Origin of the sequence: Emcibacter sp. (assembly GCF_048269205.1) — a bacterium.
Taxonomy (GTDB): Bacteria; Pseudomonadota; Alphaproteobacteria; order Sphingomonadales; family Emcibacteraceae; genus Emcibacter.
In genome coordinates this window covers 1,005,231-1,029,506 of sequence record NZ_JBLXJC010000001.1, presented here as the reverse complement: position 1 = coordinate 1,029,506, position 24,276 = coordinate 1,005,231, and the positions used below count along the sequence as shown (strand labels likewise).

Annotated in this window: 20 protein-coding genes and 1 tRNA gene; 6 read left to right on the top strand and 15 right to left on the bottom strand. The window is 52.2% G+C overall.

What is annotated here, in order from left to right:
• Position 1: 1 nt before the first annotated feature.
• The 5 genes from ACN0YD_RS04760 to ACN0YD_RS04740 all read right to left on the bottom strand — a co-directional run bounded on the left by ACN0YD_RS04760 (position 2) and on the right by ACN0YD_RS04740 (position 3,941).
• Positions 2-616 (bottom strand): hypothetical protein, encoded by a 615-nt coding sequence (locus tag ACN0YD_RS04760; RefSeq protein WP_417317503.1) that lies wholly within the window; start codon positions 614-616, stop codon positions 2-4.
• A 48-nt stretch (positions 617-664) separates the two neighbouring features.
• Positions 665-847, bottom strand: a complete 183-nt coding sequence (locus ACN0YD_RS04755; protein ID WP_417317502.1) for a hypothetical protein — start codon at positions 845-847, stop codon at positions 665-667.
• Between the two features lie 91 nt (positions 848-938).
• On the bottom strand, positions 939-2,699 hold the full coding sequence (locus ACN0YD_RS04750) for a hybrid sensor histidine kinase/response regulator (RefSeq protein WP_417317501.1): 1,761 nt from the start codon (positions 2,697-2,699) through the stop codon (positions 939-941).
• Between the two features lie 6 nt (positions 2,700-2,705).
• Entirely contained in the window at positions 2,706-3,332 is a 627-nt protein-coding gene (locus ACN0YD_RS04745) for a response regulator (protein WP_417317500.1), read from the bottom strand.
• A gap of 522 nt (positions 3,333-3,854) precedes the next feature.
• A tRNA-Leu gene (locus ACN0YD_RS04740) sits at positions 3,855-3,941 on the bottom strand.
• Between the two features lie 150 nt (positions 3,942-4,091).
• Here ACN0YD_RS04740 and ACN0YD_RS04735 point away from each other — a divergent pair.
• From ACN0YD_RS04735 to ACN0YD_RS04725, 3 genes are all read left to right on the top strand, one after another.
• Positions 4,092-4,670, top strand: coding sequence for a YqaA family protein (locus ACN0YD_RS04735; RefSeq protein ID WP_417317499.1), 579 nt, complete (start codon positions 4,092-4,094; stop codon positions 4,668-4,670).
• An 82-nt stretch (positions 4,671-4,752) separates the two neighbouring features.
• Complete coding sequence (locus ACN0YD_RS04730; RefSeq protein WP_417317498.1) at positions 4,753-5,280, top strand: disulfide bond formation protein B; 528 nt, start codon at positions 4,753-4,755, stop codon at positions 5,278-5,280.
• Entirely contained in the window at positions 5,273-5,845 is a 573-nt protein-coding gene (locus tag ACN0YD_RS04725; RefSeq protein ID WP_417317497.1) for a demethoxyubiquinone hydroxylase family protein, read from the top strand. Before ACN0YD_RS04730 ends, ACN0YD_RS04725 begins: the two co-directional genes overlap by 8 nt.
• Positions 5,846-5,849: 4 nt before the next feature.
• On the opposite strand, the gene ACN0YD_RS04720 is transcribed toward ACN0YD_RS04725, so the two are convergent.
• Complete coding sequence (locus ACN0YD_RS04720; RefSeq protein WP_417317496.1) at positions 5,850-6,437, bottom strand: HNH endonuclease; 588 nt, start codon at positions 6,435-6,437, stop codon at positions 5,850-5,852.
• Positions 6,438-6,592: 155 nt separating this feature from the next.
• Positions 6,593-7,246, bottom strand: a complete 654-nt coding sequence (locus tag ACN0YD_RS04715) for an alpha/beta hydrolase (RefSeq protein WP_417317495.1) — start codon at positions 7,244-7,246, stop codon at positions 6,593-6,595.
• 59 nt (positions 7,247-7,305) lie between these two features.
• Between ACN0YD_RS04715 and gluQRS the strand changes: the two genes are divergently transcribed.
• Positions 7,306-8,190, top strand: a complete 885-nt coding sequence (gene gluQRS, locus ACN0YD_RS04710) for a tRNA glutamyl-Q(34) synthetase GluQRS (RefSeq protein WP_417317494.1) — start codon at positions 7,306-7,308, stop codon at positions 8,188-8,190.
• A 106-nt stretch (positions 8,191-8,296) separates the two neighbouring features.
• Positions 8,297-8,908, top strand: a complete 612-nt coding sequence (locus ACN0YD_RS04705) for a C-type lectin domain-containing protein (RefSeq protein WP_417317493.1) — start codon at positions 8,297-8,299, stop codon at positions 8,906-8,908.
• Positions 8,909-8,918: 10 nt separating this feature from the next.
• Here the strand turns inward: ACN0YD_RS04705 and ACN0YD_RS04700 are convergent, their stop codons facing one another.
• Positions 8,919-10,559 carry a hypothetical protein gene (locus ACN0YD_RS04700; RefSeq protein WP_417317492.1) on the bottom strand — a complete coding sequence of 547 codons (1,641 nt, stop codon included), beginning with the start codon at positions 10,557-10,559 and terminating at the stop codon, positions 8,919-8,921.
• A 101-nt stretch (positions 10,560-10,660) separates the two neighbouring features.
• Between ACN0YD_RS04700 and ACN0YD_RS04695 the strand changes: the two genes are divergently transcribed.
• Complete coding sequence (locus tag ACN0YD_RS04695; protein WP_417317491.1) at positions 10,661-11,797, top strand: glycosyltransferase; 1,137 nt, start codon at positions 10,661-10,663, stop codon at positions 11,795-11,797.
• A 6-nt stretch (positions 11,798-11,803) separates the two neighbouring features.
• Here the strand turns inward: ACN0YD_RS04695 and ACN0YD_RS04690 are convergent, their stop codons facing one another.
• From ACN0YD_RS04690 to ACN0YD_RS04660, 7 genes are all read right to left on the bottom strand, one after another.
• The gene (locus tag ACN0YD_RS04690) at positions 11,804-13,015 is read right to left on the bottom strand and encodes a TIGR04063 family PEP-CTERM/XrtA system glycosyltransferase (protein ID WP_417317490.1); all 1,212 of its coding nucleotides are present in this window, start codon (positions 13,013-13,015) and stop codon (positions 11,804-11,806) included.
• Positions 13,016-13,031: 16 nt separating this feature from the next.
• A complete protein-coding gene (locus ACN0YD_RS04685) occupies positions 13,032-14,234 on the bottom strand; it encodes a TIGR03087 family PEP-CTERM/XrtA system glycosyltransferase (RefSeq protein WP_417317489.1) in 1,203 nt (400 codons plus the stop codon).
• A 75-nt stretch (positions 14,235-14,309) separates the two neighbouring features.
• Positions 14,310-17,093 (bottom strand): XrtA/PEP-CTERM system TPR-repeat protein PrsT, encoded by a 2,784-nt coding sequence (gene prsT / locus ACN0YD_RS04680; RefSeq protein ID WP_417317488.1) that lies wholly within the window; start codon positions 17,091-17,093, stop codon positions 14,310-14,312.
• 60 nt (positions 17,094-17,153) lie between these two features.
• Complete coding sequence (gene prsR / locus ACN0YD_RS04675; protein ID WP_417317487.1) at positions 17,154-18,512, bottom strand: PEP-CTERM-box response regulator transcription factor; 1,359 nt, start codon at positions 18,510-18,512, stop codon at positions 17,154-17,156.
• A gap of 11 nt (positions 18,513-18,523) precedes the next feature.
• Complete coding sequence (prsK, locus tag ACN0YD_RS04670; RefSeq protein WP_417317486.1) at positions 18,524-20,644, bottom strand: XrtA/PEP-CTERM system histidine kinase PrsK; 2,121 nt, start codon at positions 20,642-20,644, stop codon at positions 18,524-18,526.
• A 7-nt stretch (positions 20,645-20,651) separates the two neighbouring features.
• Positions 20,652-22,040: a TIGR03013 family XrtA/PEP-CTERM system glycosyltransferase gene (locus ACN0YD_RS04665; RefSeq protein ID WP_417317485.1), complete on the bottom strand. Its 1,389-nt coding sequence runs from the start codon at positions 22,038-22,040 to the stop codon at positions 20,652-20,654.
• Between the two features lie 202 nt (positions 22,041-22,242).
• Positions 22,243-24,267: a ThiF family adenylyltransferase gene (locus ACN0YD_RS04660; protein WP_417317484.1), complete on the bottom strand. Its 2,025-nt coding sequence runs from the start codon at positions 24,265-24,267 to the stop codon at positions 22,243-22,245.
• Between the last annotated feature and the right edge of the window lie 9 nt (positions 24,268-24,276).

The window sequence follows — 24,276 nt, the reverse complement described above, 5'->3', positions numbered from 1 at the left end:
CCTAATCAGATGCCGGAACCGGCGCGGGGCCGGTCTGGCCCAGATTTTTCTGAACCTTCAAAAGCATACGGTTGTAGTGGCGCTCGAACTCTTCCGGGGTGCAGCTATCCGCTTTCGTGGCGAGAGTTTCCAGCTCTGCCGAAACAGCCCCGGCGGATTTGACATCATTGATGGTCGCACCGGGATAAGCCACATAATAATATTCAGTATCGACCTGGTTGTGCCGGATATATTTCTTGAAACTTGTGCCGGGACGCGAGCCGGGAAACTTGACACTCCAGTTCCAGATCAAATTGAGTCCTGATGGCAGAACATCCGAAAAAGCATCAATATACTGTGACCAGGTGCCGTTAAAATTGCTGTTGAACAGAAGATAGTCATACTGCAGTTCTTCCCGCGGCTGCCCCTCACCCAGCCAGGGAAACTGGTTCTTTTCCACAATCACCCAGCGGGCAAAATGAATAAAGGACAGTTTAACCAGCCGGCTTGCCGTTGCCGGGCGCACACCCACGAACCAGAATACCAGCTTCTGGAGCAACGTCGTCCACGGCTTTATTGGTGTTACCACATTAATGGCATAAGCCTTGCCATTAACATTACTGCTGTTTTCCGCCATCTGTCCCCCTTGTTTTCCGGAGCTTAAACCCCGACCTGATCCACTGCCTCAGGTCAGACAAAAATAACCACTGGCCAACAGCAGAACCAGAGAAGCCACATAAGTCCTGATAAAATAGCCGTTGGTGTCAGAGAAAGAACACTGCACTGTGAAAATAAACAGATACCCCAGAGTGAAAAAAAGGATGACAGCCACAGCAATGGCATAATATAGGAATGCCCATTCACCCATCGAATGCGTGCCCCTGCTAATGAAGTTGGTCTTTATCCTCTAGAAATACAGTATACTTGTACGGACTGGTGCTGAAAATATTACAAATGGACTATCCATGAGTCAGGAGATAGGAAAGCGCACTTCTCAATTTTGCCGGCTGTACCGGCTTGTGCAACAAGGAAAAACCGCTTGATTTCGCTTCCCTGATCCTGTCCTTGTCCGTATCCCCGGTCACAATAAGAGCAGGCACGTCATGGCCTATTTTGGACTGAAGACGGTGAATAACCTTATCACCTGTCACACCATTTCTCAACCGGTAGTCCGAAATGATAAGATCCGGGACAATTCCTTCCATGTCAAGGAACAGCTCCGCCTCATCAGGATTTTCAAAAGCAAATACGCCATGCCCCCACTGACTGATCAACTCTCTCATGCCGGCGCGGGAATATTCCTCATCGTCAATCACCAGAATATTTGCGCTCCGCATGTCCGTCCATGCGGCGATTTCCTGGCCCGGCAGCTCGACTTCTTCCGCCCGCCCCCGCGGCACCAGGACAGAGAATGTAGATCCCCGTCCTTCCTGGGAAACCAGGTTGATTCTGTGTTTCAGAATACGGCATAATCCGTCCACAATTGACAACCCCAGGCCAAGTCCCTTGGCCCGGTCCCTTTCAGGATTGCCAATCTGGAAGAACTCCTTGAAAATATCCTCCCGCTTGTCCTCCGGGATACCTTCCCCGCTGTCGGAAACATGGATGATATAATGACCGTCGGCAGGTTCGCAATAAAGCCGGACAAAGCCTTCATGGGTATAGCGAAGCGCATTTGAAACAAGATTTCTCAGAATACGGTTCAACATCTGCCGATCGGACTTGATCACCACATCCGGACATTCCTCGATCTCCATGTTCACATGTTTGATTTTCTCATGCGTGGCGAAATCGTTTCTTATTTCCTCGAGGACATCGCACAATCTGAAAGAAGTGAAATTGGGCGCCAGAACGCCTGATTCAATTTTTGACAGGTCAAGCAAACTGGTGAAAAGGTCCCTTAGGGATTCCAGAGACTGGTCAATCTTTATTGTCAGTTCCCGCACCTTCTGGGTATTGGCCTCGTTCATCAGAGCCGCCACAAAAAAGCCCATGGCGTTAAGCGGCTGCCTGAGATCATGACTCGCCGCTGCCAGAAAACGGGACTTGGCTTCGCTGTTCCGGTCAGCCTGCTCCCGCGCGGCAATGGCGTTATTCTTCTCGAACTGCAACCGCTGGATCAGATTCTGGTTTTCGAGGGCAAGGTTTATAGAGTGGATAATTGACTTCTGCGCCAGATGGCTGTGGAACATATTGACGAAAAGAAATGTCAGGGACAATACCCCGACCATATTCAATACCTGATCCTGGGACATCAGGCAGCGCACCGCAAGCGGAAGAATAGCTGGAATGGCGTAGGCAAAATAAGCGTATTTATAAACGGACAGGGCCGCCAGCGACCCGGCAACCATCCCGACAAGCAGCATCACCGTCAGAACCATCACCAGGACATTGTCCGTCACCGGAAGTATGATCCCCAGAGACCCCCATAACCCGCCGGAAAGTGCCGAAAAAAACACCAGAAGCACCAGAAGGTTCATATGGCTGTCAACAGTAATCCGTAAATCTCTGAGTGAACGATAATGCCAGTAGCGCATTGCCGAAACACCGCAAATTAACAGACACCAGATGGCAGCCACTTCTGTCGATACCCATTGCGTTATAAAAAAGGCGATCACCAGAGCGACAAGAACTGCAAGAAGAGCCAGGGACGGCACCTGTTTCAGCAAAAGCTTGGTTTGTTCAACCTGAGTATATCTGTCCTGAGCCGATGCGATCATGACAGGTCAATCCGACGTCTCGATGAGCCCCTCCTGCATGGCGGCATAAGCCGCCTCGGTCCGGTTGTTGACATTCAGAACCTGGAATATGGCCGAAATATGAACCCGGACCGTATTGTCGGCGATGCCCAGAGAGCGGGCGATCTCCTTATTGGATTTCCCCATCGTAATATGCTTGAGGATCTCCAGCTGACGAGCGGTCAGGGACTGAAAACTACGTTTGTTGTCATCGGTGGAGCTCAGAAGGATATTGTCGGGCACATATCTGCCCCCCTTCATGATCAGTTGCAATGCCTGCAGCATAATGTCGCTGGTGTGCGACTTGGGAATATACCCCATAACGCCCATTTCAAGGCCACGACGGACCAGACTGCCATCCTCGGAACCGGAAAGTATTACCACGGGGACAATCGGCGCAATTACCCTGATTTTCTTGAGCCCCTCCAGCCCGGACATGCCGGGAAGATCAAGGTCAAGAAGAATCAGATCAAAATCATCATCATTTTCCAGGACGACAAAGGCATCGTGACAATTTCCCGCCTCCAGGATTTCCACTTCCGGATCCAGCTGATTCAAAACAAACTTGAGACCATCCCTGAACAGGGCGTGATCATCAACAAGAAGCATGCGCATTCTTTTCCTCTCCTCGGACTCTTTTTTTTCTCTTGTCATGCTCTTGCTTCACATTTTTAGAGGCCCCTTGGGAAAAGGCGTTTGTTTAGTCGGACTTTGGCTCAGGAACTTTAGCACAGCTTAAAATATGATCCCAGATGTTTTACGAGACCTTTAACACTTATTCCGCGATTAAAATAGCACATATGGATTAGTTTAATAAGCCATTTATCGTATTTACGCCCCCCTACGCGGCACCTATTATAGAACCGGCAAGGATTGCTCTTGCGTCGGAATTTTTGCTGCAGGCAGTTTTGGGGGCACGATAGAAGGGACGTTTCACCTTTTTCCGCTTGGGGGATCGGATAGGTGAAACGTCCCTTTGCTCCAGAGGTAATTGACCATACCTCACTCTACATTAGACTTCAATAATATTTCACCGCCTGGACCGGATTTATTTTTCCTCCCTCCAGGCGCATTTCAATGATGCGCTTTTCCCATGCCAGAGTATCTATCCGTATATTCACATTAAATGTATTTGGGTGGTGCCCCCGGTCGGACTCGAACCGACACGGCCGTGAAGCCACTGGATTTTGAATCCAGCGTGTCTACCAATTCCACCACAGGGGCCTTCGACAAAGCGAAATCTGGAGTGTGGGCTGAATATTACTCATGCCCCCGAGCGGGTCAACCGGGAAATACATCCACGGCTAAAAAATTACTGAATGTTAAAACAGGATGAGCTATCAATAAGGCACCTTACAGACAGGCGGATAACGGATGTTAGAGACTCTTTACAACAAAACGCTCGAGCTGGCGGACAAACCCCATGCTCTCACCACACTGGCGATCATATCCTTTATTGAAAGCTCGTTTTTCCCCATTCCGCCGGATATCCTTCTGATCCCGATGGTACTGGCCGCACCAACCAGAGCCTGGAAAATTGCTTTTGTCTGCACCCTCAGCTCGGTACTGGGTGGATTGTTTGGTTATTATATCGGTTTTGCACTGTTTGATGTAGTGGGTCAGCCTCTGGTCGAATTCTACGGCTATGAGGAAAAATTTGCCAGCTTTACAGCGCAATATAATGAATGGGGCGCCTGGATCGTAGCCTTTTTCGGCCTCACTCCCTTCCCCTACAAGGTGATCACCATTGCCAGCGGGGTAACGCAACTCAGTCTGCCGACCTTCATACTGGCCAGTCTGGTCTCCCGGTCCGTGCGCTTCTTTCTGGTGGCTGCGCTCTTGTGGAAGTTTGGCGACCCCATCAAGAATTTTATCGAAAAGCGCCTGGGACTGCTGACAATTTTGTTTTTCATCATCCTGTTCGGCGGCTTTCTGGCCCTGAAGTATCTATGACCCGGCCCCGGTCACGGATTATTCATTTGCAGTTCAGACTGAAGCTTATATTCTGTGCCAAAGAACAAAGAGGGATATAAGCATGTCAGTCATTACCCGGCTCGGTTGCCTGGTTATCAGAACAATTCGCACCTGCCCGTCGCGGGCGGCGATCCTGTTTTCAGCCGCCATGTTGGCCGGGGCCTATAGTTTCGAGCATTTCGGCAACATGGTACCCTGTGATCTGTGCTGGACCCAGCGTTACGCCCATATGGGGATTATCAGCCTGGGCCTGTTTCTGATCATCCTGCATCAGCTTGTGAATGTTCCGGCTAAGATCCTTGATTTTCTTCTGGTGCCGGCCCTTTTTGCCGCAGCCGGCGTCGGCGCTTATCACGCCGGAGTGGAATATAAATGGTGGCAGGGCCCGGCCGACTGCACGGCACAGTCGATCGGTGGCAACTTCGATCCTGACCAGTTCCTGCAGTCGCTGCAAAGCGCCCCCATTGTCAGCTGCGACGAAGTTGTCTGGGAACTGTTCGGCATTTCCATGGCCGGCTACAATTTCCTTTTCACCCTTGCCATGGGCCTGCTAGTATTGTTTGCCCTTACAAGGAAAGAAAATGCCTGAGACGCAAACACCGAAACAAACCGCTGAGGCACGCCTGCCAGGTGATCCGGACAAGCAACAGCTGCTGGACCGTTTCCTGCGCGTTGACCACGCGGGGGAATATGGTGCCGTGCGCATCTATCAGGGCCAGCTTGCCGTCCTCGGCGATCGTCATCCCAAAAGCGCTATGATCCAGCACATGAAAGAACAGGAAGACGTTCATCTCGACCGCTTCAACAAACTCCTGATTGAGCGGAATGTGCGCCCGACCGCCCTGACCCCGCTGTGGCATATTGCCGGATTTGCGCTGGGTGCGGGTACAGCCCTGCTGGGTGAAAAAGCCGCCATGGCCTGCACCGAGGCTGTGGAAGAGGTGATTGACCGGCACTATGCCGCCCAGATTGAAGAACTTGGCGAGGATGAAAAGGAACTGGCCGCAGATCTTGAAAAATTCCGCCAGGAAGAGGCGGAACATCACGATATCGCCGTGGAACACGGTGCGCGGGAAACCCCCGGTTACACCCTTCTTTCAAACACCATCAAACTGGGGTGCCGCACTGCCATAAAAATTGCAGAACGGCTCTGACCCCTCAGCTTTCCAGTTCGGAATCCCAATATAAAAAATCCCGCCAGCTCTCGTGGAGATAATTTGGCGGGAAGGATCGTCCGTGGTTCTGCAGTTTATGAACTGTTGGCCTCATGGGTTTGGTCAACAGCCGCATACGAGCTTCCTGCGGCGTTCGCCCGCCCTTTCGCATATTGCAGGTCGGACAGGCCGTGGTAATATTCTCCCAGGTCGTCTTTCCGCCCGCCCGACGCGGAATGACATGATCAAAGGTCAGTTCCTTGCCGTTCGGGGCCCTGTGCCCGCAATACTGACAGGTGAACCTGTCCCTGAGGAACAGATTGAACCTTGTGAAGGCCGGGTGTTGACCCGGGTTCACATATTCCTTCAGGCTGATCACGCTGGGAATGCGAATTTCACATGACGGACTGTGAATCACGCGGTCATATTCCTCAATCACCTGAACACGATCCAGAAAAACCGCTTTCACTGCGGTCTGCCAGGGCCAGATAGAAAGAGGGAAATAGCTTAACGGCTGGAAGTCAGCATTAAGTACAAGTGCCGGACAATGTTCCGGCTTTACTGGCGATGGGCCATGGCCTGTTACGGGCACAGTCAATCTCCTTTTTGAGCCTAGCTCCGGTTAAGCGACCCAAATTGTCGCACTGCCATATTAGCGGGCTTTCTGTGACAGCCATATGACATGTTAACCATAATAGCGCTTTTGCGGCAAAGACCCAAGAGAAGTTTGCACAGACCGCTTCATTCCTACATTTTCTGCAGGAATTCCAATGCCTTCTGAAGACCGTCCGCACCGATGCTATGGGTAATTCCCGGGGAAACATGCGTCGTTACCTCGACACCGGCAGACTGCAGGGCCTCTTTCGCATCATGCATCATCTGGAGAGGCAGGACATCGTCCTGGTCACCGTGAATCAGCATGACCGGCGGTCGTGATGTCACTTCCTGCTGCCAGTTGTCCGGCAGGGTCATGGCGCCGGAAAAACCCAGAATACCGGCTATCGGGTTTTTACGCCTGAGACCGACATGGAGGGACATCATGGTGCCCTGGGAGAATCCGCTAAGCACAAGGTCCTTCTCTTCCAGGCCGTAACGATCCAGTTCCTGATCAATAAAGTTATGCAGCACCGGTGCTGCTTTCAGGGTTCCTTCAAGACGCTCCTCGCGGCTCAAGCTGGACAGGCTGAACCACTGGTAGCCCATGGGCGCCCCCGGACAGGCTTCCGGCGCATTGGGAGAGATGAAAACTGTATTGGGCATGACCCGCTGAAGGTGCGGAACCAGGCCGATCAGATCATAACCATTGGAGCCGTACCCATGGGACAGAATGACAAGCTTTTCTATTTTTTCGCCGGCTGGCGGCTCGACCCGCGGGCCGGAAAGTGTTGTGACCGTTGACATGGAAACTCCAATACATATGATTTGCAGGTTATAACCATAACATATAGTCAAATTTATCCATGGATCAATCTCCGGATCAGAAGAAGGCAGATATAGTTACCCGTTTCGCGCCAAGCCCGACGGGCCTTCTTCATCTTGGCCATGCCTACTCCGCCAGGCTGGCCCATAACTTCGCCCGTCAGCACGGGGGACAGTTCCTGCTGCGCATGGAAGACATCGATCAGACCAGATGCAAGCCGGACTTCATTGACCAGATTGTCGAAGACCTGCACTGGCTCGGCCTGACCTGGGATGGGGAAATCCGCCTTCAGTCGGAACATTTCGATGACTATCGGAAGGTTCTGGACTCTCTCGAGGAAGAAGGCCTGCTTTATCCCTGCTTCTGCAGCCGCAAGGAAATCCAGGAAGAAATTGCCAGAAGCGCCCACGCGCCACACGGCCCGGAAGGCCATCTCTATCCCGGCACCTGCAGGAAAATGAGCCTGGAAGAACGTAATCGCCGGATCACGGCCGGAGAAAGTTACGCCCTGCGCCTGGATATGAACCTGGCCCTGCAATCTCTTACAGCCCCCCTCACCTGGCATGACCGGGAAAAAGGCCTGCAGACTGCGACACCTGAAATCCTTGGCGACGTTGTGCTGGCGCGCAAGGATACTCCCGCCAGTTACCACCTCTCGGTCGTCCTGGATGATGCAGACCAGAGCATCAGCCACGTCATCAGGGGGGAGGATCTTTTTTATGCTACTCATTTGCACCGTTTGCTACAGCATATCCTGAAACTGCCGGTGCCGGAATATTTTCACCATCCGCTGATCCTGGACCACAAGGGCAAACGGTTTTCCAAAAGGGAGGAGAGCGTGACCCTGAAACATCTGCGCGAAACGGGCCACCGGCCGGACGAAATTTTTGCGCTCTGCTCCATTCCACCGACGCCAAGCTCCTAATTTATCTGACTTTTCAGGTTTTCTTCATAAACAGCTGTTACATATTTTGACCATATTTTTATTCCCTATTAGAATAGAAGCAGAAGAAACGCAAAAAGGTTGGAAAATGGTCCGGAAAATTCAATGTCTTGTTATCCTTGTCCTGGCACTTGCCCTGCCAGCTGTTTCCCATGCCCAGGTGGGGATTGAAAAGAAACATAAGTCCTATAAGGACAACTACATGGTGACAGGCTCGGTCAAGGGCCCCTTCTATGATCCGCATAGCAAGAGCTACTTCGAGCTGAGATGGCGAAAGAAAGGGCGCAAGTGGCGCCAGGCATATCTGGAAGCCCAGACCCTGGAGTATAAAGGTACAAAAGGCAGGCTTGCCCTGGTCAAGGACCTGGAAATCCATAGCTTCATCCAGACCCATTTCAATATATCCGCCGCCACCTGGATCGGCCTTCAGTATTATTGCGATGAACAACGCCTGAACTGGGCCGACAACAGCACCCTTCAGAAAGGGGACTTCAGTGCCTGGCATTATCAGTGGGCCCGGCGCGACGATATCCGATGCGGTTTTATGAGCAGAAAATTCACCCCCGGGCTGAACATGAAGTCCCACATGGGGGTTTCCTATATTCCGCTTTCGAAAGGCATGCCCGCCATGTGGCAGGCATCAGGTCCCGAAAAGGAATATGATTTCTTTATCGTAGAATATCCGACCGGCAAGGAATAAGCCCGCGGCTCTACAGTGACGGAAGTTCCCCGATCTGGCTTTCACGCTGCTTTTTCAGTTTTTCGAGCGCTTCGAGAAGTTCATCTTTCTGGGAAGCGCTAGCCGCACCTGAGGTGGTACTCCTGGCCTCCCTGATCAGGGTGTCGAGCTCCTTTGAAAGTTTTGTAAATCGATCCACCAGCTTTCCTGAGGCTTCGGAAATAGTGCCCATATCCTGGCTCGTTTTCTTAAGTCCCTGTACCAGAGAGTCCTTGTCTGCCATCGCGCCGTTGAGCACGGCCTGTGTTTCCTCTATCCGCGCCATATGTTCGCCGATAAATTCACCGTACTTCTTGTAGTTCTGGTCGATTTCCTCTTTCAGGCTTTCGAGTATTTTTTCGGTCTGCCTGGTCAGCTTCTGTTCGGAAGCCTTTTCGTCCTTATGAACAGCGTCCTTCATCTGCTCGAGCTGCTTGGCGAAACTATTGGCCGTGGATGAAAAATTCTTTTCCATCTTTTCGGCGGTCTTCTGCGCCTTGTCCAGGGAAATGGTCAGGGCAGACAATTGTTTGCCCGCATTCTTTTCCATTTCCTGCTCGAAAGCAGAAAGCGCCCCGGACAGAAATGCCTCAAGCCTGGCACCCTGGTCATCCGCCAGCGCCTTGGTTGCCTTGCCAATCACGTTCAGAGGGCGCTGCAATGCTTTTTCAACTTCGCCGGACAAAGAGTCCTCCTGCATCCTCTCGGACATATCCCGCAAATACATATGCAAGCCGTTATGATGGAATAGATAATCGATCAGAACGGGGATCTCCCCGGCATTCTGCCGCAGCACACCGATGCTGAACGTCACAAGCGCATAAATCAACAGAGCAGTAAATGTCGTATAGGCCAGTGCAACCAGACCCGGCTGCAATTGAGCGACAAAATCCCCGAGTGTGGTCATATTCACCTTGAGGGCCGGATCAAAGACACCAAGTACGAGAATATTGATAACCAGAATAAGCCCCCCCACGGCCAGAAGCAGCCTGGGCAGGGCCACCATAAACCACAGGAATAATCGCTGATCCACCAGTTGCGCCTGACTGAAAACGCTTTCCGCACCGGCTGCTGCAAGCACCGGTTCAACTGTCACCTTCTCTTCTTTGTCCTTCCTTGCAATGGCCCGGCTCGTCTTTGTCTTTTTCAGAACTTCTTCGGGCACTTCACGTGCAGGTAATTGTTCAAGGTTCCCACCGTAGATCACGGCAAGCTCATGAACAAAATCAAGACCCTCCAGACTGGAAAGAAACTTCTTCACCGTGGTCTGGCGAATCTTGTCACAAGCCAGCGGCAACTGTGCCAGACGTTTTTTGGCCCGCACCAGATAGACCCAGATATGCAGGGACGGTAAAAGATGCGCAAATATCACCATGGACATGAAAAACACGCAGACATATCCCGCAACAGCAACAAGGTCACTGGTCATAAGCATCTGGAGAAAATCGCGAGGCATTTTTTCAGTTGCCAGAAAAACCGTCAGACTCATTATGATCGGCACGGCAAAGTAGGCAACAACCGCCGAAACCAGAAGAGTAAGCAGAAAAAACAATATCCTAGGCACGATAGATCGATCCCCTCTTGCGATCCGGGCCGTCATTTGTTCCTGACGGACCAGAACTTTCCAGTGCATTTTGAGTGCAAGCTATTATAATCATTATCAAGTCAGTAGTTTTACCCTATTTTGGACGAAACTTAAATTGTTAATTCAGGCGAATATTATATAGAAACCCCATGGCTGAGGCTCCAACCGGCAATAAAAGACCGCATCTATTTCACGTGATCCCCAGCTTTGCACACGGGGGGGTCCCTATCCGGATTTCCTATCTGATCAACCATTTCGGCCCCAAGGCACGGCACAGCCTGATCGCGACAAACGGTGAATATGACTGCCGGTCCCGGATCGATGGCAGCATTGATTTCTCAATCCCCGACATCCCGCCCGCAGACGGTCTTCTTGGAAAAATATGCAGTTATCGCAAGGTGTTGAAAGATATCCGCCCGGACCTTTTGCTGACCTATAACTGGGGGTCCATGGACTGGGCCCTGGCCAACAGTTTTGCCCCGCTCTGTCGGCATATTCATCTGGAAAGCGGATTCGGGCCGGAAGAAGCAGAAGGAACCCTGTTCAAACGGGATATGTATCGCCGCCTGGCCCTCAGGAACATTGAATCGATCGTTGTTCCGTCCCATACCCTGGTTCAGATATGTCGAAAGAACTGGAAACTGCCGGAACGTAAAATCCGGCATATTCCCAACGGCGTGGACTGTGAAAAATATGGCACCGCCCCCCGCCCCGGCATCCTGCCGGGCTTTGACAAACGCGAGGGCGAGATTGTGATCGGCACCATGACTCCGCTACGCCCGGAAAAGAACCTGCCCCGCCTGATCCGCGCCTTTCACAGGGTAACAACAGACAACCCGGATATCGCCCTTCGCCTGGTGATCATGGGAGAAGGAAATGAACGGGGCAGCCTGGAAAATATGATTGCCGCCCTTAAGCATGAGGGCAAGGTCCTGCTTGCCGGTCATGTCGAGGAACCGGCGCAGGCGCTTGGCTGGCTTGATCTTTACGCCATTTCATCCGATACCGAACAAATGCCAAATTCGGTCAACCAGGCTATGGCTGCCTCGCTTCCGATCGTGGGGCTTGCCGTCGGCGACGTGCTGCCCATGGTTTCGGCGGAAAACCGGGCCTACATTGCCCCGGCGGGTGACGATGATGCCTTTGCCGGCGCCATGGAGGCCCTCGTCCGTGATCCGGGACTGGCGAAAAAAGTCGGCGAAATCAACAAGAACCATGTCAAGAATACCTATGACAAGGCGATCATGTACCGGGAATATGCAAAAATCTGGGGCGTGTCTGAATAGACAGACCTATTTCCTGATATTCGCCAGACGCTCGAACACGGCGGAATAGTTGGCAACGGAGTTCTTCCAGTTACGGACTTCCTCCACATAGCGACGACCGGCCGCAATCATCTCCGGCCATTTGTCACGGTTATCCAGCATGGCAAAGATAGTGCGGGCCAGATCAGCCGGATCATCCGGGCTGAACAGGGTACCGGTCACACCGTCTGTAATCAGTTCGTTATGCCCGCCAATATCGGAAGCCGCCACCAGCTTGTGCTGGGCCATGGCTTCCAGCGGTTTGAGCGGAGTAACCAGATCGGTCAAGCGCATCTTTTTGCGGGGATATATAAAAATATCAACCAGATTGTAATAGTTCTGGACCTGGTCGTGGGGCACCCGACCGGTAAAGATCACACTGTCCGAAAGCCCGAGGCGCTCCACCTGCTTCTTTAGATTGTTTTCTTCCTGGCCACCGCCCACAAGAAGAAGACGGGCCTCCGGCTTTTGCTCAAGAATCTGTGGAAAGCTTTCCACCAGGATATCGAGCCCTTCGTAATCATAGAACGAACCAATGAAACCCAGAATGATCTTGCCTTTCAGGCCCAGTTGTTCCTGAAGCTGCGGATCCGGCTCGCTGGGGCCGGAGAACTTGCTGATATCGACTGCATTGGGAATGATAGTGATCTTTTCCTCCGGCACACCGCGTGAAACCAGGTCCTGCTTCAGGCCATTACAGATGGTGGTCACCGCGTCCGCCCGCTGGACCACATAGGTTTCAAGCTTTTTGGTCAGATTGTAGCGCAGATCCCCTTCCCGGCAGGTGCCGTGACTGACCGCCGCATCTTCCCAGAAAGCGCGAATTTCATAGAGTACGGGAATACCCAGTTTTTTCCCCACATCCACGGCAGCAAGGCCGTTCAACGCCGGTGAATGGGCATGTATCAGGTCGACCGGGTTCTCCCTCAGGATCTCAAACATGCGCTTTTTTAGACTTCGCACCACTTCATACTGGTTCAGGATCGGCAAACTGGCGAAAAGCCTGTTGTATTGATTGGTACGAAAGAACCCCAGGTCTTCCACCAGTTCATAATCAGCCATGCTCGCGCCCTGCTTGATCCCGGTCACATGCAGGGTTTCATGACCAAGCGCCTGCTGCCCCTTGATCAGCTGATAGCTGCGGAAAGTATATCCGCTATGCAACGGAATTGAGTGGTCCAATACATGTAAGATACGCATTTTTATTTATCCCCGATCAATCCCCGATAGCCCGACGGATCATGCAGCCGTCAATAATATCGTCAAACAGACCCATGGCTCGGGTCCAGTTGTGATGACTGAGCACCCTTTCCCGCCCGGCCCTGGCGAATTTCTCCCGCTCTTCGGCGCTGTCGAAAATACGCGAGACACAGGCGGCATATTCCTCGGGCGTCGAGGCGGCAAGTATATGTTCGCCCACAACGGCATCAACACCCCGGGCGGCAAGCCGGCTGCTGACGACCGGTACGCCGAGAGCCATGCCTTCCAGAATTTTGTTCTGGGTGCCACGGGCAATTTCCAGCGGCGCGACAACCACTTCGCTATTGCGGACATAAGTGCGCACATCATCCACGGTGCCGGTTACTGTTACACCCGGCAGTTCCCCCATGGCCTGCACCGATGCCGGCGGTTCGGCACCGACGACCGTAAAGGTAACATCGGGGTATTTTTCCCGCAGGGTCGGCAGCACCTTTTGACAGAATGAAATCACACAGGCTTCGTTAGGATAATAATCCATGCGGCCGACAAAGCTGATATTATGCTTCTGAAAACTGCCATCCGTTGGTTTGAAAAAATCACTATCCACCCCGTTGGGAAAGAATGCGGACGTGATCCCGGCATTGTAACTGTCCAGGGTTTCCACTTCAAAATCAGTAGCGCAAACCCCGACATCAAATTTTCGGGCCAGCCTTTTTTCCTCGGCCTCCAGCTTGGTGCCTTCCAGCCAGTAGCCCCAGTTAAACGGCCATTTCTTAAACCCCGCATAGGCAAGCCATTTCTGGCTGTCCATATCGCAGTAATCAAGAATTTTCGGTATATCCTTCACCTGCTCCACATACTGGGCGGCAGACGAACTGAAGACCACGATCAGGTCGAATTTTTTCTCCGCCAACTTGCGATTGATTTTCGCCTGCAGGTCACGGGAATAAAAATAGCCCATGGACGACGGGGTCCTGGTGAGCAGGCAGCCCACCATGCGGATTTTCTGCCATACTTCGTTGATCCGGCTATAGATAAACTCGTGGCAATGATCCTTGATCCCCTGTATTTCCCGCTCTTCCTCTTCCGATCTGACGAGTGAGGCCACCGTTACCTTGTGACCGCTTTCATGAAGATGGCGGACCATATTAAAGGAACGGATCTTATCTCCCCGCGTCGGCGGAAAGGGAAATCTGTGACTGACAAATAGTATATTCACTCAGCTTCTCTTGCTCTACTGTTACGGTCTGTTTTCCGGGTACGGGGCCACATGGAAAGTGCGGCCCCGGATGCTCTATTTTCTCAGTTTTTGCAGAAGGGTCTTGGCGTCTTCAAGCCCCGTAAAGGAGACACCGGAAGTCACAACCTGTTCCAGTTCCTGACGTGCGGCGCCATTGCGACCAGCCTTGTGCAGCGCCACTGCCAGATGGTAGCGGATCTCCATATTGGTCGGGGCCTTGCTGATGGCCTTTTGAAGCAGGTCCAGCCCTTCTTCATGCCGCCCGGCGGCAACAAGTATCCAGGCATAGGTATCAATGATGGAGGCATTTTCCGGTGCCGCTTCATAGGCCCTCTTGCCGAGATCACTGGCTTTTTCCAGACTGCCCTGCTGGGAATAGAGCCAGGCCAGATTGTTCAGATTGACAAAATTGTCATCCTTCCGGGACAACAGCGCTTCATACTGCGCCACCGCATTGTCATGATCGGATGCCATCAGATAGCTGTTGGCCAGATTGCGACGGACGACAAGATTTTCAGGGTCCTCTTGCAGGTAATCCACCATGGTGGCATGTGAATTCTCCATATCCCCCATGTCCTTGTAGGCCTGGGCGATACTGACGATGAGACCACTTCCTTCTGCGCCCTTCGCCTTTGCGTCAAGATAAGCGTCAAGAGCCTTCTTGGGTTTACCCTCCGCAAGAAAGACACGCCCTTCCAGAACACTGGCCGCGGAATCATCCGCATTCAGATCCCGGATCGTACGAATATGTTCATGAGCCGAAGCAAAATTCTTCTGGTTCATTTCCAGACGTACAAGCTCCGTGAGGATGGCCTTCTTGTTTTCAGAGAATTCGAGGGCTTCCTTATAGGTATTCCGGGCACCGGAGTAATCTTCATTTTCCATCTGGGCGCGCCCCAGCAGAAGATAGCCCTTCTCGTTCTTGCCAATAATACCCAGAAGCTTCTGGAAGTTGGCGACGGCGGACGCCCGGTTCCCCATGATACGATCAAGCTTGCCTGACGCTTCATATCCAGCGCCGTTTTCCGGAAAATCCTGGACCATCTGGTTCGCAACGGCCTTGGCCTTGTCGAGACGACGTTCTTTCAGATATAGCTCGGACAACTGGACGCGAACGGATATATTTTCGGGCGCTGCCGACACAGCTTCCTGCAGATACTCTTCCTGTTTTCTAGTATCTTTCTGCCGTGCCGCTACATCACTGAGACCAAGCCAGGCGGCCAGATAGTTTTTGTCTTCAGCCAGAATGTCACGATAAATTTTCACCGCCTTGTCAGGTTCGCCATCGTGAATGTGAAGTTTGGCAAGATTGATCTTTGCCGTATTATAGCTGGGCTGGATTTCCAGCGCTTTCTTGAAAAACTCCCTCGCCTCGTCAATCCGCTTCAGACCAACCAGGGCTGTACCTTTCAGGTTATAACCCACCGGATTGTCCGGCATCTGCTGAATGGTGCGTTCTGCATCAATAAGCCCTTTACCGTATTCCCCCTGCCTCAGGGAAATCAGGGTCAGAAACACAGCCGCCTGGGAAGCTTCCGGATCCTTTTCCAGAATTTCCGTGAGCTGTTCTTCCGCAGATTGGGAATCACCAGCAGCAAGACGGCTCAGCGCCAGCTGCGTGCGAAGACGGCTCTCCTCCGGACGGGTTTCCACCGCCTTTTCGAAAAATGCCGTTCCTTTTTCATGATTTCCCAGCTTGAGGTGCGCACTGCCGAGCAGGGCATAAACCACTGAACCGGCTTTTCCGGATTCCGCAAGCGGCATCAGCGTTTCAATGGCCTGCTCCGGGTCCCCCTGGCGGATCAGTGAGGCGCCGAGAAGGCGACGGCCAACAACATGATCCGGGTTCAGGTCCACCAGTCTGTTCAGATAATAAATCGCCTGGGCATAGTTGTTCTGGGCATAATTGATCACGCCGCGCAGCATCAGGGCGGGTTCGAACTTATCCAGCGGCACACCGCCGCGGTCCAGATATTCGGTAGCCTTTTCACTTTCGTTCTTACGGGCATATATAACGGCCGCAAGATAGTTAGCCGTAGGATGCCTGGGAATAAGTTTAAATACGCCTTCCAGATTTTCCAGAGACTCGTCATCCCGTTTCAGGTCAAACAAAACACCAGCTTTCTTGATCATGGCATTGATGTTTTTCGGGGAATATTGCAGCGCATTGGAAAAATAATCGAGCGAGGCTGCAGGTCCCTCACGGCGGTGGACAAGTTCACCCTTCAGCATTAGCGCGTTAACATTCTTTGGATTGAGCGCCAGAGCCTTGTCGGCCATCTCTTCGGACTTTTCGAAATCCTCCTTGAAATTATAAATCTGGGCAATGCCGACAATGATATTGTCGTCATTTTTCTTCAGTTCCGCCCCCTTCTGAAGATACTCAAGGGCCTTGTCCGCGTCCGCCAGTCCCTGATGTGCCATACCGAGTACAAGATAGGCACGCGCCTTCTCTTCCCCTTCGACAGCGTCCACCTTGACGGTTTCAAGAACCTCGTCAAATTTTCTCAGGATCAGATAGGCTTGTCCCAGATCCAGAGAAACCTCTGATTCCGGTTTTCCCAGTTCGACCGCCCGCAGCAATTCCTTTTCCGCAGACAGCCCGTCCCCTTTTTTCAGATAGGCTTTTCCAAGCTGGAGCCTGACTTCCGCATTTTTCGGATCAACCCTGGCGGCATTCTTGTACTGAATAATAGCCGCTTCCAGATTGCCTTTTTTCAGATACTCCCGGGCTTCCTGGATATATTCGGCACTTTCACTGTTGTCCACCGCGGCCATTACCGGCGTTGCAACTCCGATCGTCAGAGCCAGGCAAGGTATCAAAAAACTTTTCATCATAAGTCCCCTTGGGTCATTCCAGTCTTGTGTAGCGGCACGCCGGTTTCCGGCACGCCTGTCCTACAGATTGATATTGTACTGTTTTATAAGTCCATAAAATGTCGGCCGGCTCACCCCGAGAAGTTTTGCCGCATGGCTGACATTGCCATTTGCATTGGCCAACGCCTTCCTGATGGCCTTGATATCTGCCAATTCCCTGATCTGCTTCAGGTTCAGGAGTTCCTCTTCCATTTCATCAACGGCCAGTTCCAGGTCCGTGGCATCGATCTTGGTACCCTCACACATGATCACAGCCCGCTTGATGCGATTTTCCAGCTCCCTGACGTTCCCGGGCCAGTGATAACCGGAAATGACCGCAATGGCTTCCTTGCTGAACCCTTTAACCGACCGCTTCAGTTCCTTGTTGAACTTGTTGAGAAAATTGTGGGCCAGCAAAACAGCATCCCCGTCGCGATCCGCAAGCGGGGGGATGTTGATGACAATTTCACTAAGACGGTAAAAAAGATCTTCCCTGAACAGGTTTTCCGTAATGTGTGTTTCCAGATCCTGGTGAGTGGCGCAAACGACGCGCACGTCCACCGGGATTTCCTTGCGCCCGCCGATCCGTTCAATCACTCTCTCCTGCAGGAATCTCAGCAGTTTGACCTGAAGGGGAAACGGCAGGTCGCCGATCTCATCCAGAAACAGTGTACCGCCGTGAGCCACTTCAATCTTTCCAACTGTCTGTTTGACTGCACCGGTAAAGGCCCCTTTTTCATAGCCGAAGAGTTCGCTTTCCAGAAGGTTTTCCGGAATTGCCGCACAGTTAATGGCGACAAATGCCTTGTCCTTGCGATCGCTGAGCTCATGCAGGGCCCGGGCCAGGAGTTCCTTACCGGTGCCGCTGGCCCCCAGAAGCATCACCGACACATTGGTCGGCGCCACACGCTCAACGATGTTGCAGACCTTGTTCATGCTTTCACTTGCAGTAATAACCCGGTTCAGACGGGAACTCTGCTGTCCGGTGGCAAGTTTGCGGTTTTCCTCTTCCAGGTCATACACATGGTAGGCCCGCTGCACGATCAGACCCAGTTGATCAGGATCCACAGGTTTTTGATAGAAGTCATAGGCCCCGAGCGAGATACTCTGGAGGGCGCTTTCCCGCGCACCGTGACCTGATGCAATAATCACCTTCGTATGTGGCGCCTTGGCCAAAATCTGCTCGAGACAAGCCAGGCCCTCGGAAGTTCCATCCTCATCCGGTGGCAACCCGAGATCAAGCGTGACCACCGCCGGCTGGTCGCGATCAACAATTTCCAGGGCCTCTTCGCGCGCCCCGGCAATCTGGACATCATAGTCCTCGAAATTCCACTTGTACTGCCTTTGCAAGCCAGGATCATCCTCGACGACCAGTAGTTTTCTTTTTATTGTATCTGACATTTACTTCGCCTTTATTGCGCTGCTTGATCGAGTATTTTTTCTTCCTGGCTGGCCAGTTTCAAATAAACAGTCATTGTCGTCCCTTCTTCCGGAATGCTTTTCACGCTCAACCGGCCGCCCATGCGTTTGATGATCTCACGGCTTTCGTATGCGCCAATGCCATATCCCTTTTCCTTTGTGGAGCGAAACGGCCGGAACAGCTCGTCCCGGATGAATTCCTTGCTCATTCCACATCCATTATCTATCAGCTTGACAATGGCATAGTCTTCTTCCGATGACAACCTGAGGCCGACCCGCACATCGTCGGGATCACAGGCGTCAATGGCGTTCTGGATCAAGTGCATAAATACTGTTTCAAGGCTCTCCAGATCCCCCTTCACCATCAGGGGCCCTGTGTTTTTCTGAAAACCGACTTCGGTACCGCTTTTTACCGTTCGGTCGATGATTTTTTCCAGAAGCCCCGACAGTTCGCTTGTCTCTTCTTCCTTCTCCTTCGAGGGTTCCCGTACTACAGTAATCCGGGACAGGAGGTTATTCATCTTATCCGCAGAATCCTTGACCGTCAGCAGCATATCCTGCTGGAATTCCGGGTTTCCCGCATGTTTATCGGCGTTACGCACAATCAGAGACAGCTGGCTGGCAAGGTTCTTGATATCATGAACCACGAACGCGAACTTGCGGTTGAAGGCTTCAAACTCGCGGGCCTCCGCAAGAGCCTGTTCGGCAATTTGCTCTGCCAGGTAACTTCCCACCTGCCGGCCAACAATTTTCAGAAGGTCCAGGCTTTCCCAGTTCAGGTCCTTGCTCCCCCTTGGCCTCAGCAGGAGAATGAAACCCACCGTGCGGTCATGGTGCAATAGTGGAACCACAAGCCATAATTCGGGAGATTCAAGAAGCCAGTTGGGGATGGGACAATCCGCTCCCTTAATTTTACCGTCCTCCACCTCGTCCAGATTAACCACCCATTCCTGTTGTTCGATAAAGCGGATAAACTCGTCATGGATATCCAGTTCGCCTTCCATTTTCGGATGGTAATTCCATTTGGCCGCCATAACATAGGCGTCGGGTTTTTCCCTGAGCCACAGGCCACCGCCAGGACTGTCCATAATATCGGCCATCGCCTGGATTGAGCGCTCCCTGAGACCATAGTGATGCTGAGTATCGGAGATGGTACCGATAAATCGCAGCCATTCATCCCGGTAATCATATTTGTAACGGAACAGATGCTTGCTTAGGAACACCCTGCCCCGGGCCCTGAACCGTCCGGAAGACAGCGCCGCAACAAGCAACAGAATGGCAACAACAACGAAGGTGGCCTGCAAAAGGTTACCCCATTTCCCACCGTGATTCTGTAGATAGTAGCCGGCGGCCGACATCCCGATCAGATAGGCGCCACTGCCGATCAAAGTGATGGTGTGAAAGGCCGCCTTGCGGGAAATCTGTACCTTCAGCGACCAGTCCGGATTGCGCGAGGCGGAAATGCCGATCAGGGGAACGACAAGAAAATTGATCAGTCCGCGGGCGTCATACAGTTTGGGGCCAATGGAGGTGAAAAGAATATTGTCCGCGTAAAGCAGAAAGTCGAAAACATATAGAGTACCGAGGGCAAGACACAAATATCGGATGCCCCAGCGGTTTTCCTCTGCCGTACTGCGATAAACATTCTCCACCAGCAACAGGACAAGAATGGCGACGAAAAGATTTTCATAAAGATTGACCTTGGCCGGAATGACAATATCGCTCCAGCCGGCTTTCCCGCCGACAGTCAGCAATTCAATGGTCAGCAGAATACCGAAACCAATACCGTAGATGCGGCCGATCTTGCGGGCAAGCTTTTCATTACCCTGCGCACACCAGATGTTGAACATCAGGTGTACAAGCAGGAATATCCAGGAACTATTGCGCAAAAAATCCACAAGAGTGAGGAACAGGCCCGAGCTGTTGCCCGGCAGATAATTCAGGGTATGAACCACCGCCCAGATAACGTTGATTATAAGGACAAAAACAAGCCACTTTTGGGTCGCGGAGATTTTCTTACGGCTGGTGGTCAGCAGAATTGCGGCCAGCAACAGAAAGCCGCCTGCTGCCAAGGCATATGTATAGAATCCTATTTCGCTGAAAACACCTTCCATCAGATTCTCACCTTACCCCGTCCGGCCACAATACTACACGCACGGTCTGAATCAGAATAAGGAAATCAAGAAATACAGAATAGTTTTTGATATAATAGAGATCATATTCCAGCTTTTTACGGGAATCTTCCTCCGATGCCCCATATGGATAGTTCAGCTGAGCCCAGCCGGTAATTCCCGGCTTCACCCGATGCCTCTCGTGATAATAAGGGATAGTCTGCCCCAGCTTCTCAACGAAGAAAGGACGCTCGGGGCGCGGCCCGACGAAACTCATATCCCCTTTGAGAACATTGAAAATTTGTGGAATTTCGTCAATTCGCGTGGTCCGGATTACCTTGCCGACGGCAGTCACGCGGACATCGTCCTTTTTAGCCCACTGAGGAACACCGTCCGCCTCCGCATCCACGGTCATGCTACGGAACTTCATCACATCAAAGGTCTTGCCTCCCAGTCCAACCCGCTCCTGACGATAAAACACCGGCCCATGACTAGAGGTTTTGACCAGCAGCGCAGTGATCATCAGAATCGGCATAGACAGAAAAAGAAGAAGCAGGCTGGCAGTAATATCAAACAGGCGCTTGATTAAAAGATCTGCGCTTTTTGCCCCCCCGAAGCCATCGGAAAAAATCATCCAGCTGGGATTTACGCTGTCCAGGTTCACCGTGCCGGTCTGCTGTTCGATAAAGGAAGTGGAATCCGTGACGGAACAGCCGTTCATTCTGCAGTCAAGCAGATCATCCATCGGCAACGTCCCGCGTCGCTCCTGAATGGCGACAACAATCTCCTGAATATGCTTTTTTGCCACATAGTCCCTCAGCAGGCCGACAGACTCATACGGTACGGCACCTTCAACATCCGTCTCCAGGTTGGTCATTCTCAAAAAGTCGGAAAATCGAACATGGGACCCCTGCCCGATCCCGCTGGCGCGAACCCGGCTTGCCCGCTCTCCGGCCCCCAGGACAAGCACATTCTTCTTGAACTGCCGTATGTCGACCACATGCAGGAAAATGTAGCGAATGATCAGCAACCCGAATGCGGAAAAGGACAAGGCATAGAAAACGACACTACGCCAAAGGCCGATATCGGGGAACATGTACAGAATGACGGATATGGTCAGCAGGGCGATAAACATGCTGACAACCAGACGCAGGATGGAAATACGAAAATCCCGACAGGCCTCCAGCTGATACATTCCCGTTGCCAGCATCACCACATAAACGGTCACAACGAAAGCGCTGATCTCCGGGATGTAGTCAATAAAACTCACCTCCCGAATACCAATCTGGGAAAAGCGTATGGTCATTCCTGCCCAGACCGCAGCCAGCAACAGCAAGCATTCAATTATCCCCAGAAACAGAAGCGGCTTTGGAATATAGTGCCTGAAAATCCTTATCATATGTTTTTACTTTTTCTTTCCGGTCCGGCATTTCATCCGATAAGTTTATATTCGTATAAACCGGGCTTTATTTTTATCCGCAAGTCGTTCAAATTGCTCCAACAATAATCGGCATATATGAAAAAATGATTTCCAAATCCTTATTCAAACCTTTACGGATTAAGGAATTAACCGATTTTTCTACATTTTTCGTTCAACAACATCATCCGGTTTCCTGCTTCCCCTTCATAAGGTCTTCCAGATCCCGGCGAACGGAACGGTCGGCAGGTTTGGACTGCCCCGAATATCCCAGACGACCCGCAAATACCACGCGCGCAGCCTTTTCGCCGGCGATTTCCTTCAGTGCCGCCACCAGTCCGGAAGTCTTGTCCGCAAAAGGTTTCTGAGCCTCGGAAAGTTCCTTGTCGTGCAACAGGCTGTTGGCAAAACACAGCGGCGCCAGGGAAGGTTGCAGCGAGAGGCCCATCTCGGCCGCCCGCAACCAGAACCGCTGAAGTTTTTCACCGGCCTTTAGAAAATCCTCAATGGTCCGCTCTTTGTCGTCTGGCCAGCTTAGAATAAAATGGGCGCTGCAGAACCATCCGGGGATCAGGTCCATCTGAACCCGCGCCAGAACAGTCCCCCCCATATATTTGTTCATAAAATCCATGCGGGGCCATTTTCCCATGGCCCATTTCATCATATTCAGCGACATGCTGTCGATTCCGAGAGCCGTGGCGGGGATACCTGTCTTGCTGTCCCCCTTGCTCCAGTCGATGATCTTTGTATGCACGCGATAGCATGCCTCCATACGAAGGCGAATATCGGTCGCGATGGCATTCAGTTTCGAAAATTGCCGACGCTCCCCGTTGCTTTCCAGCCATCTGATGTCAAAAAGCCCCTCCAGCTCCCTTGCCAGATCGGCCTTCTGGTGATCCGTCAGACGCAGGTTGCGATAAGGTCGCCGGTCAACGGACCGCAAAGGCACAAAGGGTGCCAGATCATCGGTGCTGTTTTCCTTGCTGTTGAGCGTCACGGCAATCTTCAGGGCCGATCCATCCCATTGGCCGCCCTCTTCAATCGTCCAGGAAACAGCCTGTTTTTCGCGATCGGCGGCAATCCTGATGGTCTCCAGAAGCATTCCCACGGAAAGATAGGTGGGCTGCCCGTTGTTATATTCATATGGGTTATCGCTTTCGATAGCGGGAATATGAACGATCAGCCGATTTTCATCCACCACTTCAAAACGCCAGGGCTGGGTATTGTCACCGCTGGGCGCCCAGCGCGCCTGGTCCAGTATCCTGTCCATCATGTTCTTCGGGGCCTCAGCGCTCTCTTCCAGAGATGAAGAAGGGGACTGCTTCGCCATTTTTGCGTACATGCGACGACCAATGGCAAACTTGAGCCGTTGTATCGGGTTGGCATTCCCCATCGGCATATAGCCCTTGATAAACCGGCAGCGATAGGCGTCAAAGAGCTGATATCGGGGCGCCGCGCGCACTTCTCCCCGGCCAAGCATGATCTTGACCGCTTCGGTCACAAGGAACCCCGCTGCAAGTTGCACTCCCGTAGGCGTCGAGGGCACCTTCTGTTCCTTCATATTAACGCGTGAGGGGTCAACCAGATAGGAGGGATGAAGAGGACGCGGTGTAAGGCCAATGAGAAACTTCACATAACGGTCTTCCCGAACTTTTTCTTCATCCAGCCGGAAATAATCGGCAGCGCTCATGCCGCCTGGCAGGAAGCTGAGCATGGCCACGCCCATGCCCACCGGTGCGGCTGTCACTGCAGGAATGGAGAGTTCATGACAGCGCTTGAAAACAGCCATCCTGGTATCCAGAACAAAAAAGTCGAATCCGTCAATGAAAATATCAGCCCCGTCCAGAAAGGCGTCTATATTCCCCGGCCGGCCCTCAAGGTCATCACGAATGCCGTCCCCGAAAACGGTGATTTCGGCCTCCGGGTTGATATCCCTGATCATGTCGGCCATGACATCGACCTTGGTTTTGCCGATGGTGGACATCATTGCCCCGACCTGACGATTGAAGTTGGCCTGTTCAAACACGTCCATATCTGAAATATGAAACCTGCGAACTCCAAACCTGGCCAGCAGTAACGCATGGGCGCCACCAACACCGCCCATGCCGGCAATGGCCACTTTCTTGTGCCGGAGTATTTCCATCTCCCGGTCAGTAATCCAGCCGAGATTACGGGAAAAGGCTTCTTTGTGATTAAACACTGGTGGCATTTGTCGCCT

Bases quoted from the DNA above. Each gene is read 5' to 3' on its own strand.
- ACN0YD_RS04760 (WP_417317503.1), bottom strand. From the start codon at position 616: ATGGCGGAAAACAGCAGTAATGTTAATGGCAAGGCTTATGCCATTAAT.
- ACN0YD_RS04755 (WP_417317502.1), bottom strand. From the start codon at position 847: ATGGGTGAATGGGCATTCCTATATTATGCCATTGCTGTGGCTGTCATC.
- ACN0YD_RS04750 (WP_417317501.1), bottom strand. From the start codon at position 2,699: ATGATCGCATCGGCTCAGGACAGATATACTCAGGTTGAACAAACCAAG.
- ACN0YD_RS04745 (WP_417317500.1), bottom strand. From the start codon at position 3,332: ATGCGCATGCTTCTTGTTGATGATCACGCCCTGTTCAGGGATGGTCTC.
- ACN0YD_RS04735 (WP_417317499.1), top strand. From the start codon at position 4,092: ATGTTAGAGACTCTTTACAACAAAACGCTCGAGCTGGCGGACAAACCC.
- ACN0YD_RS04730 (WP_417317498.1), top strand. From the start codon at position 4,753: ATGTCAGTCATTACCCGGCTCGGTTGCCTGGTTATCAGAACAATTCGC.
- ACN0YD_RS04725 (WP_417317497.1), top strand. From the start codon at position 5,273: ATGCCTGAGACGCAAACACCGAAACAAACCGCTGAGGCACGCCTGCCA.
- ACN0YD_RS04715 (WP_417317495.1), bottom strand. From the start codon at position 7,246: ATGTCAACGGTCACAACACTTTCCGGCCCGCGGGTCGAGCCGCCAGCC.
- gluQRS (WP_417317494.1), top strand. From the start codon at position 7,306: ATGGATCAATCTCCGGATCAGAAGAAGGCAGATATAGTTACCCGTTTC.
- ACN0YD_RS04705 (WP_417317493.1), top strand. From the start codon at position 8,297: ATGGTCCGGAAAATTCAATGTCTTGTTATCCTTGTCCTGGCACTTGCC.
- ACN0YD_RS04700 (WP_417317492.1), bottom strand. From the start codon at position 10,559: ATGCACTGGAAAGTTCTGGTCCGTCAGGAACAAATGACGGCCCGGATC.
- ACN0YD_RS04695 (WP_417317491.1), top strand. From the start codon at position 10,661: ATGGCTGAGGCTCCAACCGGCAATAAAAGACCGCATCTATTTCACGTG.
- ACN0YD_RS04690 (WP_417317490.1), bottom strand. From the start codon at position 13,015: ATGCGTATCTTACATGTATTGGACCACTCAATTCCGTTGCATAGCGGA.
- prsT (WP_417317488.1), bottom strand. From the start codon at position 17,093: ATGATGAAAAGTTTTTTGATACCTTGCCTGGCTCTGACGATCGGAGTT.
- prsR (WP_417317487.1), bottom strand. From the start codon at position 18,512: ATGTCAGATACAATAAAAAGAAAACTACTGGTCGTCGAGGATGATCCT.
- prsK (WP_417317486.1), bottom strand. From the start codon at position 20,644: ATGGAAGGTGTTTTCAGCGAAATAGGATTCTATACATATGCCTTGGCA.
- ACN0YD_RS04665 (WP_417317485.1), bottom strand. From the start codon at position 22,040: ATGATAAGGATTTTCAGGCACTATATTCCAAAGCCGCTTCTGTTTCTG.
- ACN0YD_RS04660 (WP_417317484.1), bottom strand. From the start codon at position 24,267: ATGCCACCAGTGTTTAATCACAAAGAAGCCTTTTCCCGTAATCTCGGC.